Source organism: Streptomyces sp. NPDC048185, from assembly GCF_043202495.1.
Classification (GTDB): domain Bacteria; phylum Actinomycetota; class Actinomycetes; order Streptomycetales; family Streptomycetaceae; genus Streptomyces.
Genome location: NZ_JBIDAN010000002.1, coordinates 506205 through 520572, shown reverse-complemented (window position 1 = coordinate 520572; position 14368 = coordinate 506205). Strand labels below are relative to the sequence as shown.

Here is a 14368-nt window from a genome sequence, read left to right as displayed (position 1 = left end):
CGGGTCAGGCGGCACCGAACGCCGAGAACGCCCACCCCGTGGCCTGGTGCACCGCGTCACCGGGCAGGGCGGCCCGCGCGTCGCGCAGCGCCTCCGCCAGGGACAGCCCGGCGTCCAGTCCCTTGTGCAGGGCGAGCATCAGCGGCACCACCGCGGCGTCGTTGACCGGCGCACTGCACGCCACCACCCCGGCCGTGCCCAGCGGCAGCAGCGCGGTGACCAGCCCGAGCAGCTCGTCCGCCCCGACGGAGGCGAACCGGGCGGTGTCGCAGCAGGACAGGATGATCCGGTACGGGCTGCGGTCCAGCCGCTCCAGGTCGTGCACGATGAGCGGGCCGTCGGCCATCCGCAGCGACGAGAACAGCGGGCTGTCCGCACGGAAGGTGCCGTGGGCGGCGATGTGCGCCAGCGCGGCCCCGTCCAGCTCCCGCAGCACCCGGGGCACCCGGGCCTCGTCCTCCTCCAGCAGCACCGGAACCCCGCGCCGGCCCCCGCCGCCTGCCCCGGCCACCGGGCCGGACCCGGAGTCCGACGGTGCCACGACGGGCCCGCGCGGGACGTCCCGCGCCCCTCGCCCGTTCTCGTGCCCGGCGCCGGGCCGCCCCGCGTCCGGCGCCACCTGCGCCACCTGGTCCGACCGTACGTCGCGGACGGCCCCCGTCGCCGGCCCCCCGCGTCCCCCGGGCGCGTCCGGGGCGGAGTCCGTGGGCCGGCCGGCGAGGTGCGTCACCTCGGCGCCGCCGGTCGCCAGTCCCGGGCCGCGCACCAGCACCCGCCGGCCGCCGGGCGGCGGTGCCGTCTCACGGGCCCGCAGCCAGCTGCCCGCCGACGGCGACACGCTCAGCACCCGCTCCCGCAGCGCGGGAAGCAGCGCCCACGGCACCCGGTGCAGCCGCCCCGGCGGCACGATCACGACCGGACCGGTGCCCAGCTGCGCCGCGGCCGGACCGAGCAGCAGCTCCTGCAGCCGCACCCCCGAGGCCTCCACCACCGGCAGCCGCGCCTCCGCCCCCGGATGCGCCAGCCGCCGCAGCCCCGCCTGGACGTGCTCGGCCTCCCGCTCCGCCTCGGCCAGCAGGCCCGCCGCGAACCGCCGCACCCGGCCCTGCCCGCACAGCAGCACGTGTACGCGCCCGTCGAGCACGGCCAGCTCGACCAGCCGCACGCCGTCACCCAGCCGCCGCAGCAGCCGGTCCACGTCGAAGAGGTCACCGTCCCCGGACGCCTCCCCCCGCATGTGCAGGGTGCGGGAGCGGATCTCCCGTTCCAGCCGCCGCTGTTCACGCTCCAGCGCGGGAACGGGCCGGCCGCCGTCCAGGCGGGCCTCCTCCGCGCGGGCGGCGATCTCCCGGAACGCCGTCATACCGCTCAGCAGCGCCGGGTCGGCCGGCGGCCGGGTGGGCGGCGCCGACAGCACGGTCGCCCGCCACCGCTCGCTCCACACCAGCAGCCGTCGCGGCCCGCCCGACACCAGGCTCGCCCGCTGCGCCATCGCCGCCAGCTCCGCGCCCTGCGCGGTCGCCCGGGCCCGCAGCTCCGAGGCGCCCAGCGTCATCCGGTGGTCGTCCAGCACGTCCAGTCCCCGCCGGCACGCCTCGAGCACCCCCCGCGTCGACCCGGCGGCCCGCGCCCGCAGCGCCTGCGCCGCCCAGCCCGTCATCCGCGCCAGCGGCGGCCCGCTGCGACGGCTGCGCGCCGCGACCGCCAGATGCCGCTCCGCGTCGGCCGTCCAGCCCAGATCCAGTGCGATCCGGCCCGCCAGCAGCGACGCCTCCGGCGCGGCCGGCGCCCCGAACGCGGCCAGCCGTTCCGCCACCTCCGCCGCGTCCGCGACCAGCCGGCCCGAGGCACGCCCCGCCGCGACCCGCGCCTCGATCAGCACCAGCCGGGCGTGCGTCTCGTACCAGGTGCGCCGCTGAGCGGCGAACAGCCGCACCGCGACGGCCGCGCGCGCGATCGCGGTCTGCGCGTCGTCCGCCAGCCGGGCCGCCCGCGCGGCGACCAGCAACAGCTCCGCCTTGCGCGTGGACTGCCCGCCGATGCCGTCCAGCGCGGCGACCGCCCCGTCCGCCTCGGCCAGCGCCTCCCGCGCCAGCCCCGCCGCCAGCAGCACCTCGCAGCGCCGGATGGTCAGCATGAACGTCGGCGTGCCCAGCTTGGCGTACCGCTCCTCCGCCTCGTCCAGCAGCCGCAGCGCCGCCGGCACGTCACCGGACCGGAACGCCGCGAGCCCCCGGCTCTCCACCGCGTCGGCCTTGTCGTGCTCCTGGCCGGTCGTGTCCCACAGCGCCTCCGCCGCCGCGAAGTCCGCCTCCGCCCGTTCCACCGCGCCGAGCGCCAGGTGCACGGTCGCCCGCAGCGTCAGCGCCCGTGCCGTCCAGATGACGTCGTCCGCCTGCCGCAGCACCGGGACCGCCCGTCGCACGTCCTCCAGCGCCTCGCCGTGCCGGCCCAGCACCCACCACACGTACGCCCGCCGGAACAGCACCCTCGCCCTGGTGTGCCCGGTGCCGCGGGCCACGCCCCGCTCGAACGCCGCGAGTCCGTCCCGGGTGCGCCCGGCGTGCACCAGCGCCACGCCGAGCGTGGCCAGCACGTCCGCCTCCCGCTCGGCCGAGTCCGCCCGGGCCGCGAGGTCGCGGGCGCGCCGCAGATGGGCCAGCGCCCGCCGCAGGTCGCCGAAGTCCCGCTGCCAGATGCCGATCACCTGGTGGGCGACCGAGGCGTGCAGCGGCGACGGATCGGCGTCGAGCACCTCTCCCGCCCGCTCCACGGCCTCGTTGGGGGCGGCGAACACCATCGGCAGCAGTTCGAGAACCGAGTCGTTTCCCGCTGTCACCCCACGGATGGTAGTGGTCCGCAACCACGTCCCACAGGTTCGAGTCTGTATCAATCGGCCGCATCCGGACTCTGGTTGACGACCGCCGGCGGCGCGCACGACCGCCGGCGACCGTCGCCACGACAGCCGCCTCAGTGGAGGACCCGTATGGCACCACAGCGTTTCCGCGAGCAGTTCGACCAGATCCAGCGCTCGATGCCCGGCGTCCCGCTGGCGATGGGTCCGGACGACTCGGCCGAGTTCTTCTACGAGAAGGGCGTCGTCCTCGCCCGCGACGGCGAGGAGGCCCGCCTGGTCGAGGACACCGTGCGCGAGCACTTCACCACGTTCGCCGGTCTGACCCCGGACCACGTCCGCCGGGCGAGCCCCGAGACCAACCGCACGGGCATCACCCGCATCCAGGTCGGCGACCCCGGCCAGGGCGACCCGAGCGGCGACCCCACCGTGGCGGGCGCACTGCGCTCCCTGAGAACGGTGGAGGGCCGCGCGGGCCGCCGCCTGATCAGCCGCAACCACGTCGTCTCGATCGCCGTCAACGCCTGCCCCGGCGACGAGCCCGTGCCGGTCGCCGCCGGCGAGCCGCCGAACCCGGCGCCGGCGGCGACGGCGTACGACGCGGGCACCGCCGTGGGCGTCCTCGTCGTCGACACCGGGCTCATGCACGACTACCGCTCCTCCCCGCTGCTCGCCCACACCGACGGCGACGCGCAGACCAAGGAGTGCGACGACGACGGCGTCCTGTGCCAGTACGTCGGCCACGGAACGTTCATCGCCGGCCTGGTCGCCGCCGTCGCCCCCAACACCGACGTCACCGTGCGCGGCACCCTCAACGACGCCGGTGCGATCCTGGAGTCCGAGTTCGGCGAGAAGCTCTTCGAGGCCGTCGACCGGGGCGGCTGGCCCGACATCCTCAGCCTCTCCGCAGGCACCTCCAACGGCCGCACCGACGGCCTGCTCGGCCTCCAGGCCTTCATGGAGGAGCTGCGCGAGCAGCGCACCCTGCTGGTCGCCGCCGCCGGCAACAACGCCAGCGCCACCCCCTTCTGGCCCGCCGCCTACGCCGACCTGCCCGGGTGGGAGAGCGCCGTCCTCTCGGTCGGCGCCCTGCGCGCCGACGGCGAGTTCGGCGCCTGCTTCAGCAACCACGGCGGCTGGGTCAAGGCCTACGCCCCAGGCGAGCGCCTCACCAGCGCCCTCACCGGCTTCCGGGCGCCCGTGCCGTACGTCTACCAGCACTCCACCTACGACGCCTGCCGGTTCGGCTTCGGCTACGCCTGCACCTGCCAGTACCCCCGGCACAACGGGGTGCTCAGCGAGCCGGGCGAGGCGCCCGCCAAACCCGACCAGGTGATGTTCGAGGGGCACGCACAGTGGAGCGGTACCTCTTTCGCGACCCCCGTGGCCGCCGGCCTGGTCGCCTCCCACATGACGGCGCACAAGGAGACCGACCCCCGCGAGGCCCGCAGGCAACTGCTCGCGGCCAACGGCGAGTTCGCGGAGGTGCGCGGTGCGCACGTACCGGCGCTGCTGCCGCCCACCTGGCGTCCGGCCTCCGTCGCACCGCCGGCCCCGGGGGCGTGAGCGGTGCGATGCCGGGCGGACCCGCCCCCTGCGCGGCGTACGATGACGAGTCGTACACGAGGGGTGGGGCCGTGGACCGTGCAGATGTCGGGGCGCTCGTCCGGTCGGCCGCCGACGGGGACGCGGCGGCCTGGAAGTCACTGGTGGACGGGCTGGGGCCGCTGGTGTGGTCGGTCGTACGGGCGCACGGCCTGTCCGACGCCGACGCGCACGAGGTGTACCAGACCGCCTGGTTCCGGTTCGCCCAGCACCTGGGGCGGATCCGTGAACCGGAGAAGACCGGCTCGTGGCTGGCGAGCACGGCACGCCACGAGTGCCTGAAGCTGCTCAAGGCGTCGAAGCGCTGGACGCCGACCGACGATCCGCAGCTGCTCGACCGGCCGAGCGAGGACCGTACGCCGGAGGAGTCGGTGCTCGACTCCGAGGAGGCCGCCGCACAGACCGAGCGCGTGCGGCGGCTGTGGCAGGAGTTCGAGGAACTGGGAGAGCGCTGCCGCCAGTTGCTGAGGGTGCTGATCTCCTCGCCACCGCCCAGTTACCAGGAGGTGTCCGCCGCGCTGGGAATCGCGGTGGGCAGCATCGGGCCGATGCGCCAGCGCTGTCTGCGCCGGCTGCGGGCCCGGCTCGAGGCACGGGGGACGACGACATGAGCGACGTGTACGACGATCACGGTGACGACGCCGAGGACGGCCCGCCCGACGGGACCTTCACCGACGGGTGCTTCACCGACGGGGAGTGGGACGCCGGGCTGCTGGAGGAGGAACTGCGGCAGGCCGCCGCGATCCTGGACCCGGTACCGGCCGAGCTGCGCCGGATCGCCGTCGACGCCTACGCCCTGCACGACCTGGAGGCACGCGTCGCCGAGCTGACCTTCGACTCGCTGAACGACGCCGCCCCGGTGCGCGGGGAGCCGGACCCGCCTCGGCTGCTGACCTTCCGCGCGGACGACGTGATCGTCGACGTGGAGGTGACCTCCGAGGGACTGTTCGGGCAGGTGCTTCCGCCGGGCCCGGCCCGGATCGAGGTGCTCGGCGGTCCGCTGGCCCGTGCCCGGCTGACGGCCGACGACATGGGCCGCTTCACCGGCGACGCCCCGCCCGCCGGTCCGTTCGCCCTGCGGCTGCGGACCGGCGGCGAGGTCGTCGTCACGGAGTGGCTGCGCGCCTGACGTCGGCGGATGCCGCCCGATCAGTCCGACACGGCGTCGACGAGCGCCGCCAGTGAGGCCGCGAGGCGGGACAGACCGGGTCCGGCCGGGCCGCCCGGCTCGGTCATGTACGTGTCCCGCCGGATCTCCACCATCAGGGCCCCGACCTCGCGGCGCTCGCCGTAGAAGTCCAGCGGCACGTAGGTCCCGCTGAACGGGCTGTCCAGCCCGGTCTCCCCGCACGGTGCGAACGCCTCCCGGGCGGCGGTGAGCAGCCCGGGCGGCGTGTGGAAGTCGTCGGTGCCCAGGCAGACCGGCGGGCGCGGGCCCTCGCCGTGCAGCTCGTAGGGCAGCGGCTCGGTGGGGTAGGAGTGCACGTCGATGATCACGGCCCGGCCGGTGGCGGCGAGCCGGCCGGCGACCGCCTCGGTCATGGCCCGCGCGTACGGCCGGAAGTACCGCTCGAGCAGCGGCCGCGGATCGGTGCCGTCGGCCCGCAGCACCTCGCGGTGCGTGGTCCGCGTGTACACGGCGCCCATCCCGACGGCCGTCATCTCCTCGCGGTCGTCCGGGAACCGCTCCGGGTCGACCACCAGCCGCGACGCCCGGTTCACGAACCGCCAGGGCGTGACGCCGGCCAGTCCCGCCGCGGCCTCGGCGATCTCGGCCGTGTGCGAGTCGGTGATGTGGTCGAGTTCCCGCTCCAGCGCCGCGTCGTCGAGGACGATGCCGGGGCGCACGTCGGCCGGTATCTCCCGCGAGGAGTGCGGCACGTGCAGGATCACGGGGGAGTGCGCGGCGCCGGGCAGCAGCGCGAAGGTCTGCGGGGCGTCGGTCATGGGGCTGCTCCAGAAGGGTGGTCGGGGCCGCGTCGGGCGGCGGACAGACGGGCACCCCGCCTCCGGCCGACGGAGACGGGGTGCCCGGTAGCCCTGCGGGGCCGGTGAGGATCAGGCGAGGGACGCCAGCGCCTCGTTCCAGGTGGCCGACGGGCGCATGACCTCGGCGGCCTTGGCCGGGTCGGGCTGGTAGTAGCCGCCGATCTCGGCCGGCTTGCCCTGCACGGCGTTCAGCTCGTCCACGATCTTCTGCTCGTTGGCGGACAGCGTCTCGGCGAGCGGGGCGAAGGCCTTGGCCAGGTCCGCGTCGTCGGTCTGCTTCGCCAGCTCCTGCGCCCAGTACAGGGACAGGTAGAAGTGGCTGCCGCGGTTGTCGATGCCGCCGACGCGACGGGTCGGGGACTTGTCCTCGTTGAGGAAGGTCGCCGTGGCGCGGTCGAGGGTGTCGGCGAGGACCTTGGCGCTGCCGTTGCCGGTGGCCGCCGCGTACTGCTCCAGGGACGGCACCAGCGCGAAGAACTCGCCCAGCGAGTCCCAGCGCAGGTAGTTCTCCTTGACCAGCTGCTGGACGTGCTTCGGCGCGGAGCCGCCGGCGCCCGTCTCGAACAGGCCGCCGCCCGCCATCAGCGGGACGACCGACAGCATCTTGGCGCTGGTGCCCAGCTCCAGGATCGGGAACAGGTCGGTCAGGTAGTCGCGCAGCACGTTGCCGGTGACGGAGATGGTGTTCTCACCGCGGCGGATGCGCTCCACCGACAGCTTGGTCGCCTCGACGGGGGACAGGATCCTGATGTCCAGGCCCTCGGTGTCGTGCTCCGGCAGGTACTGCTTGACCTTCGCGATCAGGTTGGCGTCGTGGGCGCGGCCCTCGTCCAGCCAGAACACGGCCGGGTCGCCGGTGGCGCGGGCCCGGGTGACGGCCAGCTTCACCCAGTCGCGGATCGGGGCGTCCTTGGTCTGGCAGGCGCGGAAGATGTCGCCGGCGGAGACCGTCTGCTCCAGGACGGCGTTGCCCTCGGCGTCGACCAGGCGGACCGTGCCCGTGGTGGGGATCTCGAAGGTCTTGTCGTGGCTGCCGTACTCCTCGGCCTTCTGCGCCATGAGGCCGACGTTCGGGACCGAACCCATGGTGGCGGGGTCGTAGGCGCCGTTGGCGCGGCAGTCCTCGATGACGGCCTGGTACACGCCGGCGTAGGAGGAGTCCGGGATGACGGCGAGGGCGTCGTGCTCCTGGCCGTCCGCGCCCCACATGTGGCCGGAGGTGCGGATCATGGCCGGCATGGAGGCGTCGATGATGACGTCCGAGGGCACGTGCAGGTTGGTGATGCCCTTGTCGGAGTCGACCATCGCCAGCTCCGGGCCCTCGGCGAGCTCGGCGTCGAAGGAGGCCTTGATCTCCGCGCCCTCGGGCAGGGACTCCAGGCCCTTGTAGATGCCGCCCAGGCCGTCGTTCGGGGTGAGGCCGGCCTTGGCCAGCGCCTCGCCGTACTGCGCGAACGTCTTCGGGAAGAAGGCGCGCACCACGTGGCCGAAGATGATCGGGTCGGAGACCTTCATCATCGTGGCCTTCAGGTGCACCGAGTACAGGATGCCCTCGGACTTGGCGCGGGCGACCTGCGCGGTCAGGAACTCGCGCAGCGCGGCGACGCGCAGCACCGAGGCGTCGACGACCTCGTCCTTCTTCACCGGTACCGACTCGCGCAGCACCGTGGTGGTGCCGTCGTCGCCGACCAGCTCGATGCGCAGGGCGCCGTCCTCGGCGATCACCACGGACTTCTCGGTGGAACGGAAGTCGTTCTCGCCCATGGTGGCGACGTTGGTCTTCGACTCGCCGGTCCAGGCGCCCATGCGGTGCGGGTGGGTCTTGGCGTAGTTCTTCACCGAGGCCGGGGCACGGCGGTCGGAGTTGCCCTCGCGCAGGACCGGGTTGACCGCGGAGCCCTTGACCTTGTCGTAGCGGGCGCGGATGTCGCGCTCCTCGTCGGTCTTCGGGTCGTCCGGGTAGTCCGGCAGCGCGTAGCCCTGGCCCTGCAGCTCGGCGACGGCGGCCTTGAGCTGCGGGATGGACGCCGAGATGTTCGGCAGCTTGATGATGTTGGCGGCGGGCGTCTTGGCCAGCTCGCCCAGCTCCGCCAGGGCGTCCGGGATGCGCTGGTCCTCGGTGAGGTACTCCGGGAACACCGCGATGATGCGGCCGGCCAGGGAGATGTCCCGGGTCTCCACGGAGACACCCGCCTGCGAGGCGTACGCCCGGATCACCGGCAGGAAGGAATACGTCGCCAGGGCCGGGGCCTCGTCAGTGTGTGTGTAGATGATGGTCGAGTCAGTCACCGGGTGCTCCGCTCCACGTCTGCAACATTGCTCGACATCAAGATATCTCGTGATCGACCCCGGCTCGACAGGGGTCGCGCGGAGATTCCGGCCATCCGGCCGCGCGGCCCCGGCCGAGCGGGTGATCGATCAGGCGAACGGCACGGTGTCCTCGCCGGCGCGCTGCTGCGGGATCACCACGGTGCCCTGCTGGAGAGCGACCGTCCGCGCGGGCGCCGGGATGCGGATGCCCTCCTCGCGGTAACGCCGGTGCAGGCGCTTGATGAACTCGTGCTTGATCCGGTACTGGTCGCTGAACTCGCCGACGCCGAGGATCACCGTGAACCCGATCCGCGAGTCGCCGAAGGTGTGGAAGCGCACCGCCGGCTCGTGCTCCGGCACCGCCCCGGTGATCTCCGTCATCACCTCGGCGACGACCTCGATGGTGACCCGCTCCACGTGCTCCAGATCACTGTCGTAGGCGACGCCCGCCTGCACCAGGATGGTCAGGTTCTGCTCGGGACGCATGAAGTTGGTCATGTTCGCCTTGGCGAGCTGACCGTTGGGGATCACGACCAGGTTGTTGGAGAGCGCGCGGACGGTGGTCTGCCGCCAGTTGATGTCCTCGACGTAGCCCTCCTCGCCGCTGCTGAGCCTGATGTAGTCGCCCGGCTGCACGGTCTTCGAGGCGAGGATGTGGATGCCCGCGAACAGGTTGGCGAGCGTGTCCTGCAACGCCAGGGCGACCGCCAGACCGCCCACGCCCAGGGCGGTGAGCATCGGCGCGATGGAGATGCCCAGCGTCTGCAGCACCACCAGGAAGCCGATCGCCAGCACCAGGACCCGGGTGATGTTGACGAAGATCGTCGCCGATCCGGCCACCCCGGAACGTGACGTCGTCACCGTCCGGACCAGCCCGGCGATCACCCGGGCCGCCGACACCGTCACGACGAAGATCAGCAGGACCGTCAGCGCCTGGTTGACGTTGTGCTGCACCGTCCGGGTCAGCGGCAGCGCCGCCGCCGCACCGGCTGCGCCGCCCGAGACCGCCGCCCAGGGCACCACCGAGCGCAGCGCGTCCACGATCACGTCGTCGCCGCCCCACCGGGTGCGCTCCGCGTGCCGCCCCAGCCAGCGCAGCAGCATGCGCAGCAGGAAGGCCCCCAGCAGGCCGGCGGCCAGCGCGACGCCGGCGGGCACCAGGTGTGCCGCGGTGAGGTCCTCCGTCATCGGTCGCCTCCGGGGGGCACGGCCGCGGCGTAGCCGCCGGCCGACGGGCGGATGTGCTTACTCGTCACCTGTCACCTGCTCGATTCTCCGATGTCGCGATCGCACCGGCCCGCAAGGGAGTTCGACCGGCGCGAGGGCTCATCCTGCCGTATGCCGCGAGGCCGCTCGCACCGACGGGGCGCCCGCACACCGGCCACGGCCCCCGGGCCCGCCCCTGCCCGGCCCCGCCCCCTCCGCGAGGACCATCGCCTCACCCCCCTCGGGGACTCGTCCCCAGTCACGCCCCGGTGCCCCGCACAACCGCCAGGGCCGCCCCCTGCGAGGTCCATCGGCCTCATTGCCCATCGGAGGCTCGTCCCCGACCGCGCCGCGGTACCCCGCACACCGCGGGGCCCGCCCCCCGGCGCGGTCCATCGGCCTCATCTCGTTGCGGCTCGTCCCCGGCCACGCCTCGCAATCCGCACAACCGCGAGGCCCGCCCCCGGCGCGTCCATCGGTCTGACTCCCCGTCGGAGGCTCGTCCCCGGCCACGCCCCGGTACCCCGGACAGCCGCGGACGGGCCGTACGGTCCCGTCCGCCCGGCCGGGCCCGACGGCGCGGACGTGCCACGGCGGTCGGCTGTCCCGGCGTCCCGCCGACCGTCGGCACGGGACCCGAGGGGCCCGCCCTCAGAGCACCTTCGTCCGCACCAGCACCGCCAGGGTCAGCGCCCCCGGCAGCAGCGGCAGCCACACGGTGAGGACGCGGAAGGCGAGGACCACCGCCGTGGCCAAGGCCGCGGGGCCGCCCGCCGCCACCAGCGCCACGACCAGCGCCGCCTCCACCGAGCCGATGCCGCCCGGGGTGGGCACCAGCGCGACCGCGACCGTCGCCGCCAGGTACGCCACCGCCATGTGTCCGGGCGGCACCCCGAGCCCCAGCGCCCTGCCGGCCAGGACCAGCGCGGTCGCCTGCAACGCGGGGAAGGCCAGCGCGCCGCCCCACAGGGCGAGCGCCCGCGCCGGGCGCGCGTGCACCGACCGGGCCTCGCCCAGCGCCGTCCGCAGGAAGGAGACCACGGCCGCCCGCAGCCGCCGCGCCGGCACCAGCGCGGCCACCGCCACGAGCGGCACCGCCCCCGCGGCGCACAGCAGCGGGCCGACGGCGCCCTCGGGCAGCAGCGGGCCCAGCCGCAGCGCACCGGGGAACGCGAGCAGCAGCCCGCCCAGCAGGACCAGCCGGCCGGCGCACTCCGCCAGCAGATACAGGGCGAGGGCGGCCGACGAACGGGCCAGAGGCAGCCCGCACACCGTCATGAACCGCAGGTTGACCGCGCTCGCGCCCAGCCCCGTGGGCAGCAGATGGTTGGCCGCGCCCGCCGCGAACTGGGTGGCCAGCAGCCGCCCCGCCGGCAGCCGTTCCACCACCGCACCCTGCCGCGTGCAGGCCGCGGCCACCCAGGTCAGACAGGTCACGCCGGCCGCCGCCAGCAGCCAGGGCCCCTCCGCGTCGGCGAGCCGGCCGAAGCCGTCGGCGAGCACCGACCGGTGCCGCACCGCCACCACGGTGACCAGCAGCAGCGGAAGGACACAGAGCAGCCGCCGCACCAGGCGGGCACGGGCCTCGCGGCGGGTACGGCCGCCCCGGCCGGCCGGTAGGAGGCCGGGAGGGGGCGTCTCGGGAAGGTGTACCGCTGTCACACCACAAGAGATTCCCCGAGCCGCGCCAACCGCGGATGACCGACGCGCGGACGCGGGCTTACGGATCGCGGGCACACCGTCCTTGACCTCAAGGAAACTCGAGGTCCTAACTTCTTCCCCATGAGCATGGAGACCACCGCCTGGACGCAGCTGCACAGCGTGATGAACGCCGAGCAGGAACGCCGTCCCCTCGCCCGCGCCACCCTGCGCCGCATCGGCGCCTTCGCCCGCCCGCACCGCCGCCGCATCACCTGGTTCGTGCTGCTCGGAGTGGCGACCGCCTGCCTCGCCGTCGCCACCCCTGTACTGGCCGGGAAGGTGGTGAACGCCATCGTGACCGGCGGCGACGAGGGCACGGTCGTCCGCCTGGCCCTGCTGATCGCGCTGATCGCGGTCGCCGAGGCGGCGCTGGGCATCCTCTCCCGCCGGCTGTCGGCGACGCTCGGCGAGGGACTCATCCTCGACCTGCGGACGGCTGTGTTCGATCATGTGCAGCGCATGCCGGTGGCGTTCTTCACACGCACGCGTACGGGAGCGCTGGTCTCCCGTCTCAACAACGACGTCATCGGCGCGCAGCGCGCCTTCAGCAACACCCTGTCCGGCGTCGTGAGCAACCTGGTCACCCTGCTGCTGACGCTCGCCGTGATGCTCACCCTGTCCTGGCAGATCACCCTGATCGCGCTGGTGCTGCTGCCGGTGTTCGTGGTCCCCGCCCGCCGCATGGGCCGCCGCATGGCCCGCATGCAGCGCGAGGCCGCCACGCTGAACGCCGCGATGGGCACGCGGATGACCGAGCGCTTCTCCGCGCCCGGCGCCACGCTCGTCAAGCTGTTCGGCCGTCCCGAGGAGGAGTCGGCCGAGTTCGCCGCGCGCGCCCGCCGGGTCGCCGACATCGGCGTGCGCACCGCCACCGCCCAGGCCGCGTTCATCACCGCGCTCACCCTGGTCTCCGCCCTGGCCCTGGCCGTCGTCTACGGGCTGGGCGGCTGGTTCGCCCTGCGCGGCACCCTGGACCCGGGCGCCGTCGTCGCCCTCGCGCTGCTGCTCACCCGGCTGTACGCGCCGCTCACCGCGCTCGCCGGGGCCCGCGTCGAGGTGATGAGCGCCCTCGTCAGCTTCGAGCGGGTCTTCGAGGTGCTGGACCTGACCCCGCTCATCGCCGAGAAGCCCGACGCCCGCCCCGTCCCCGACGGTCCCGTCGCCGTCGAGTTCGACGACGTCCGCTTCGGCTACCCGTCCGCCGACAAGGTCTCCCTCGCCTCCCTCGAAGAGGTCGCCTCCCTGGACACCCGCGGCGGCGACGAGGTCCTGCACGGCCTCTCCTTCCGCGCCGAACCGGGCCGGACGATCGCGCTCGTCGGCTCCTCCGGCGCCGGCAAGTCCACCATCGCCCAGTTGCTGCCGCGCCTGTACGACACCGACGCCGGCGCCGTGCGGATCGGCGGGGTCGACGTCCGCGACCTCACCGCCCGGTCACTGCGCGACACCCTCGGCATGGTCACCCAGGACGGCCACCTCTTCCACGACACCGTCCGGGCCAACCTGCTGCTGGCCCGCCCCGAGGCCACCGACACCGAACTGTGGGACGCGCTGCGCCGCGCCCGCCTGGACGACCTCGTGCGGTCCCTGCCCGACGGCCTCGGCACGGTCGTCGGCGAGCGCGGCTACCGCCTCTCCGGCGGCGAACGCCAGCGCATGACCATCGCCCGGCTGCTGCTGGCCCGCCAGCGCGTCGTCATCCTCGACGAGGCCACCGCGCACCTCGACAACACCTCCGAGGCGGCCGTCCAGGAAGCACTCGCCGAGGCCCTGGAGGGCAGGACGGCCATCGTGATCGCCCACCGGCTGTCCACGGTCCGCGCGGCCGACCAGATCCTGGTCGTGGAAGCGGGCCGCATCGTCGAGCGCGGTACCCACGACGAACTCCTCGCCGCCGACGGCCGCTACGCCCAGCTGTACCGGACGCAGTTCGCCGCGCCCGGGACGGCGGAGGACGCGGCCACCCGGCCGAGGCCCGCCGAGCCGGCGCCGTCAGGGCGTTGAGGACGACGGTGCGGGTGCCGCCCGGCCGGCCGTACCACCGCCGTCACGCGTCGTCCCCGCCGACGGGGGAGGGGACGACGCGGGAGTGCGCCAGAACGCCGTCCAGGACGATCCGCAGCAGCTCGCGCAGTTCGGTGTGCAGGGGAGTCGCCGCCGCGGGGTCGCGGGACCAGCGGTAGAGCGCCCCGAGGTAGGCGTCCCGCAGCAGGTTGCCCACGCGCAGCGGGTCGACGTCCGTGGCGATCTGCCCCTGCCGACGGCCCTCTTCGATGATGCGTGCGAATATCCGGCCGGTGTACGGCTCCTCGGTCAGCGGCCGGCCGGCCTTCACCCACGCCTCCACCATCGCGGGGGCGTAGGTGAGTTCGGCCGCGTTGAACTCCGCGAGAGCGGTGACGCACCGGGTCAGGTGCACGGTGACGTCGTGGTCGGCGTGCAGTGTCTCCTCCATGCAGGCCTCCAGTCGCACGGCGCGGTCCTCGGCCCAGGCGGTCACCAGGTCTTCCTTGCGCTGGAAGTAGTTGAAGAAGGTACCCCGGGCCACGTCGGCCTGTTCGGTGATCTGGTCGATGGTGGTGCGGTCGTAACCCTGTGCGGCGAACAGGGAGAGCGCGGCGGAGTAGATGGCGTCCCTGACCCGCTGCTTACTGCGTTCGCGGCGCCCCAGGGGCCGGGCTGACTGGGTGGCGGACATGGGCT

Annotated in this window: 10 protein-coding genes; 4 read left to right on the top strand and 6 right to left on the bottom strand. The window is 74.2% G+C overall.

Going from position 1 to position 14368, the window contains the following annotated elements:
- Positions 1-4: 4 nt before the first annotated feature.
- Positions 5-2839, bottom strand: coding sequence for a CHAT domain-containing protein (locus tag ACGF3H_RS08280; RefSeq protein ID WP_393583768.1), 2835 nt, complete (start codon positions 2837-2839; stop codon positions 5-7).
- 147 nt (positions 2840-2986) lie between these two features.
- Here ACGF3H_RS08280 and ACGF3H_RS08275 point away from each other — a divergent pair, with 147 nt between their 5' ends.
- The 3 genes from ACGF3H_RS08275 to ACGF3H_RS08265 all read left to right on the top strand — a co-directional run bounded on the left by ACGF3H_RS08275 (position 2987) and on the right by ACGF3H_RS08265 (position 5588).
- Positions 2987-4420: a S8/S53 family peptidase gene (locus ACGF3H_RS08275; protein ID WP_362494372.1), complete on the top strand. Its 1434-nt coding sequence runs from the start codon at positions 2987-2989 to the stop codon at positions 4418-4420.
- A gap of 71 nt (positions 4421-4491) precedes the next feature.
- The gene (locus ACGF3H_RS08270; RefSeq protein ID WP_393583765.1) at positions 4492-5070 is read left to right on the top strand and encodes an RNA polymerase sigma factor; all 579 of its coding nucleotides are present in this window, start codon (positions 4492-4494) and stop codon (positions 5068-5070) included.
- A complete protein-coding gene (locus ACGF3H_RS08265) occupies positions 5067-5588 on the top strand; it encodes a hypothetical protein (RefSeq protein ID WP_362494367.1) in 522 nt (173 codons plus the stop codon). Before ACGF3H_RS08270 ends, ACGF3H_RS08265 begins: the two co-directional genes overlap by 4 nt.
- Before the next feature lie 20 nt (positions 5589-5608).
- Here ACGF3H_RS08265 and ACGF3H_RS08260 read toward each other — a convergent pair whose 3' ends face one another.
- From ACGF3H_RS08260 to ACGF3H_RS08245, 4 genes are all read right to left on the bottom strand, one after another.
- On the bottom strand, positions 5609-6406 hold the full coding sequence (locus ACGF3H_RS08260; RefSeq protein WP_362494364.1) for an N-formylglutamate amidohydrolase: 798 nt from the start codon (positions 6404-6406) through the stop codon (positions 5609-5611).
- A 111-nt stretch (positions 6407-6517) separates the two neighbouring features.
- A complete protein-coding gene (locus ACGF3H_RS08255) occupies positions 6518-8737 on the bottom strand; it encodes an NADP-dependent isocitrate dehydrogenase (RefSeq protein WP_362494362.1) in 2220 nt (739 codons plus the stop codon).
- A 129-nt stretch (positions 8738-8866) separates the two neighbouring features.
- Positions 8867-9946, bottom strand: a complete 1080-nt coding sequence (locus ACGF3H_RS08250) for a mechanosensitive ion channel family protein (RefSeq protein ID WP_362494359.1) — start codon at positions 9944-9946, stop codon at positions 8867-8869.
- A 669-nt stretch (positions 9947-10615) separates the two neighbouring features.
- Positions 10616-11533: a lysylphosphatidylglycerol synthase domain-containing protein gene (locus ACGF3H_RS08245; RefSeq protein WP_362494635.1), complete on the bottom strand. Its 918-nt coding sequence runs from the start codon at positions 11531-11533 to the stop codon at positions 10616-10618.
- 219 nt (positions 11534-11752) lie between these two features.
- Between ACGF3H_RS08245 and ACGF3H_RS08240 the strand changes: the two genes are divergently transcribed.
- Positions 11753-13669 carry an ABC transporter ATP-binding protein gene (locus ACGF3H_RS08240; protein WP_362494633.1) on the top strand — a complete coding sequence of 639 codons (1917 nt, stop codon included), beginning with the start codon at positions 11753-11755 and terminating at the stop codon, positions 13667-13669.
- Between the two features lie 43 nt (positions 13670-13712).
- On the opposite strand, the gene ACGF3H_RS08235 is transcribed toward ACGF3H_RS08240, so the two are convergent.
- On the bottom strand, positions 13713-14363 hold the full coding sequence (locus ACGF3H_RS08235) for a TetR/AcrR family transcriptional regulator (RefSeq protein ID WP_362494356.1): 651 nt from the start codon (positions 14361-14363) through the stop codon (positions 13713-13715).
- Positions 14364-14368 lie beyond the last annotated feature (5 nt).

Bases quoted from the DNA above. Each gene is read 5' to 3' on its own strand.
- ACGF3H_RS08275 (WP_362494372.1), top strand. From the start codon at position 2,987: ATGGCACCACAGCGTTTCCGCGAGCAGTTCGACCAGATCCAGCGCTCG.
- ACGF3H_RS08260 (WP_362494364.1), bottom strand. From the start codon at position 6,406: ATGACCGACGCCCCGCAGACCTTCGCGCTGCTGCCCGGCGCCGCGCAC.
- ACGF3H_RS08250 (WP_362494359.1), bottom strand. From the start codon at position 9,946: ATGACGGAGGACCTCACCGCGGCACACCTGGTGCCCGCCGGCGTCGCG.
- ACGF3H_RS08265 (WP_362494367.1), top strand. From the start codon at position 5,067: ATGAGCGACGTGTACGACGATCACGGTGACGACGCCGAGGACGGCCCG.
- ACGF3H_RS08235 (WP_362494356.1), bottom strand. From the start codon at position 14,363: ATGTCCGCCACCCAGTCAGCCCGGCCCCTGGGGCGCCGCGAACGCAGT.
- ACGF3H_RS08240 (WP_362494633.1), top strand. From the start codon at position 11,753: ATGGAGACCACCGCCTGGACGCAGCTGCACAGCGTGATGAACGCCGAG.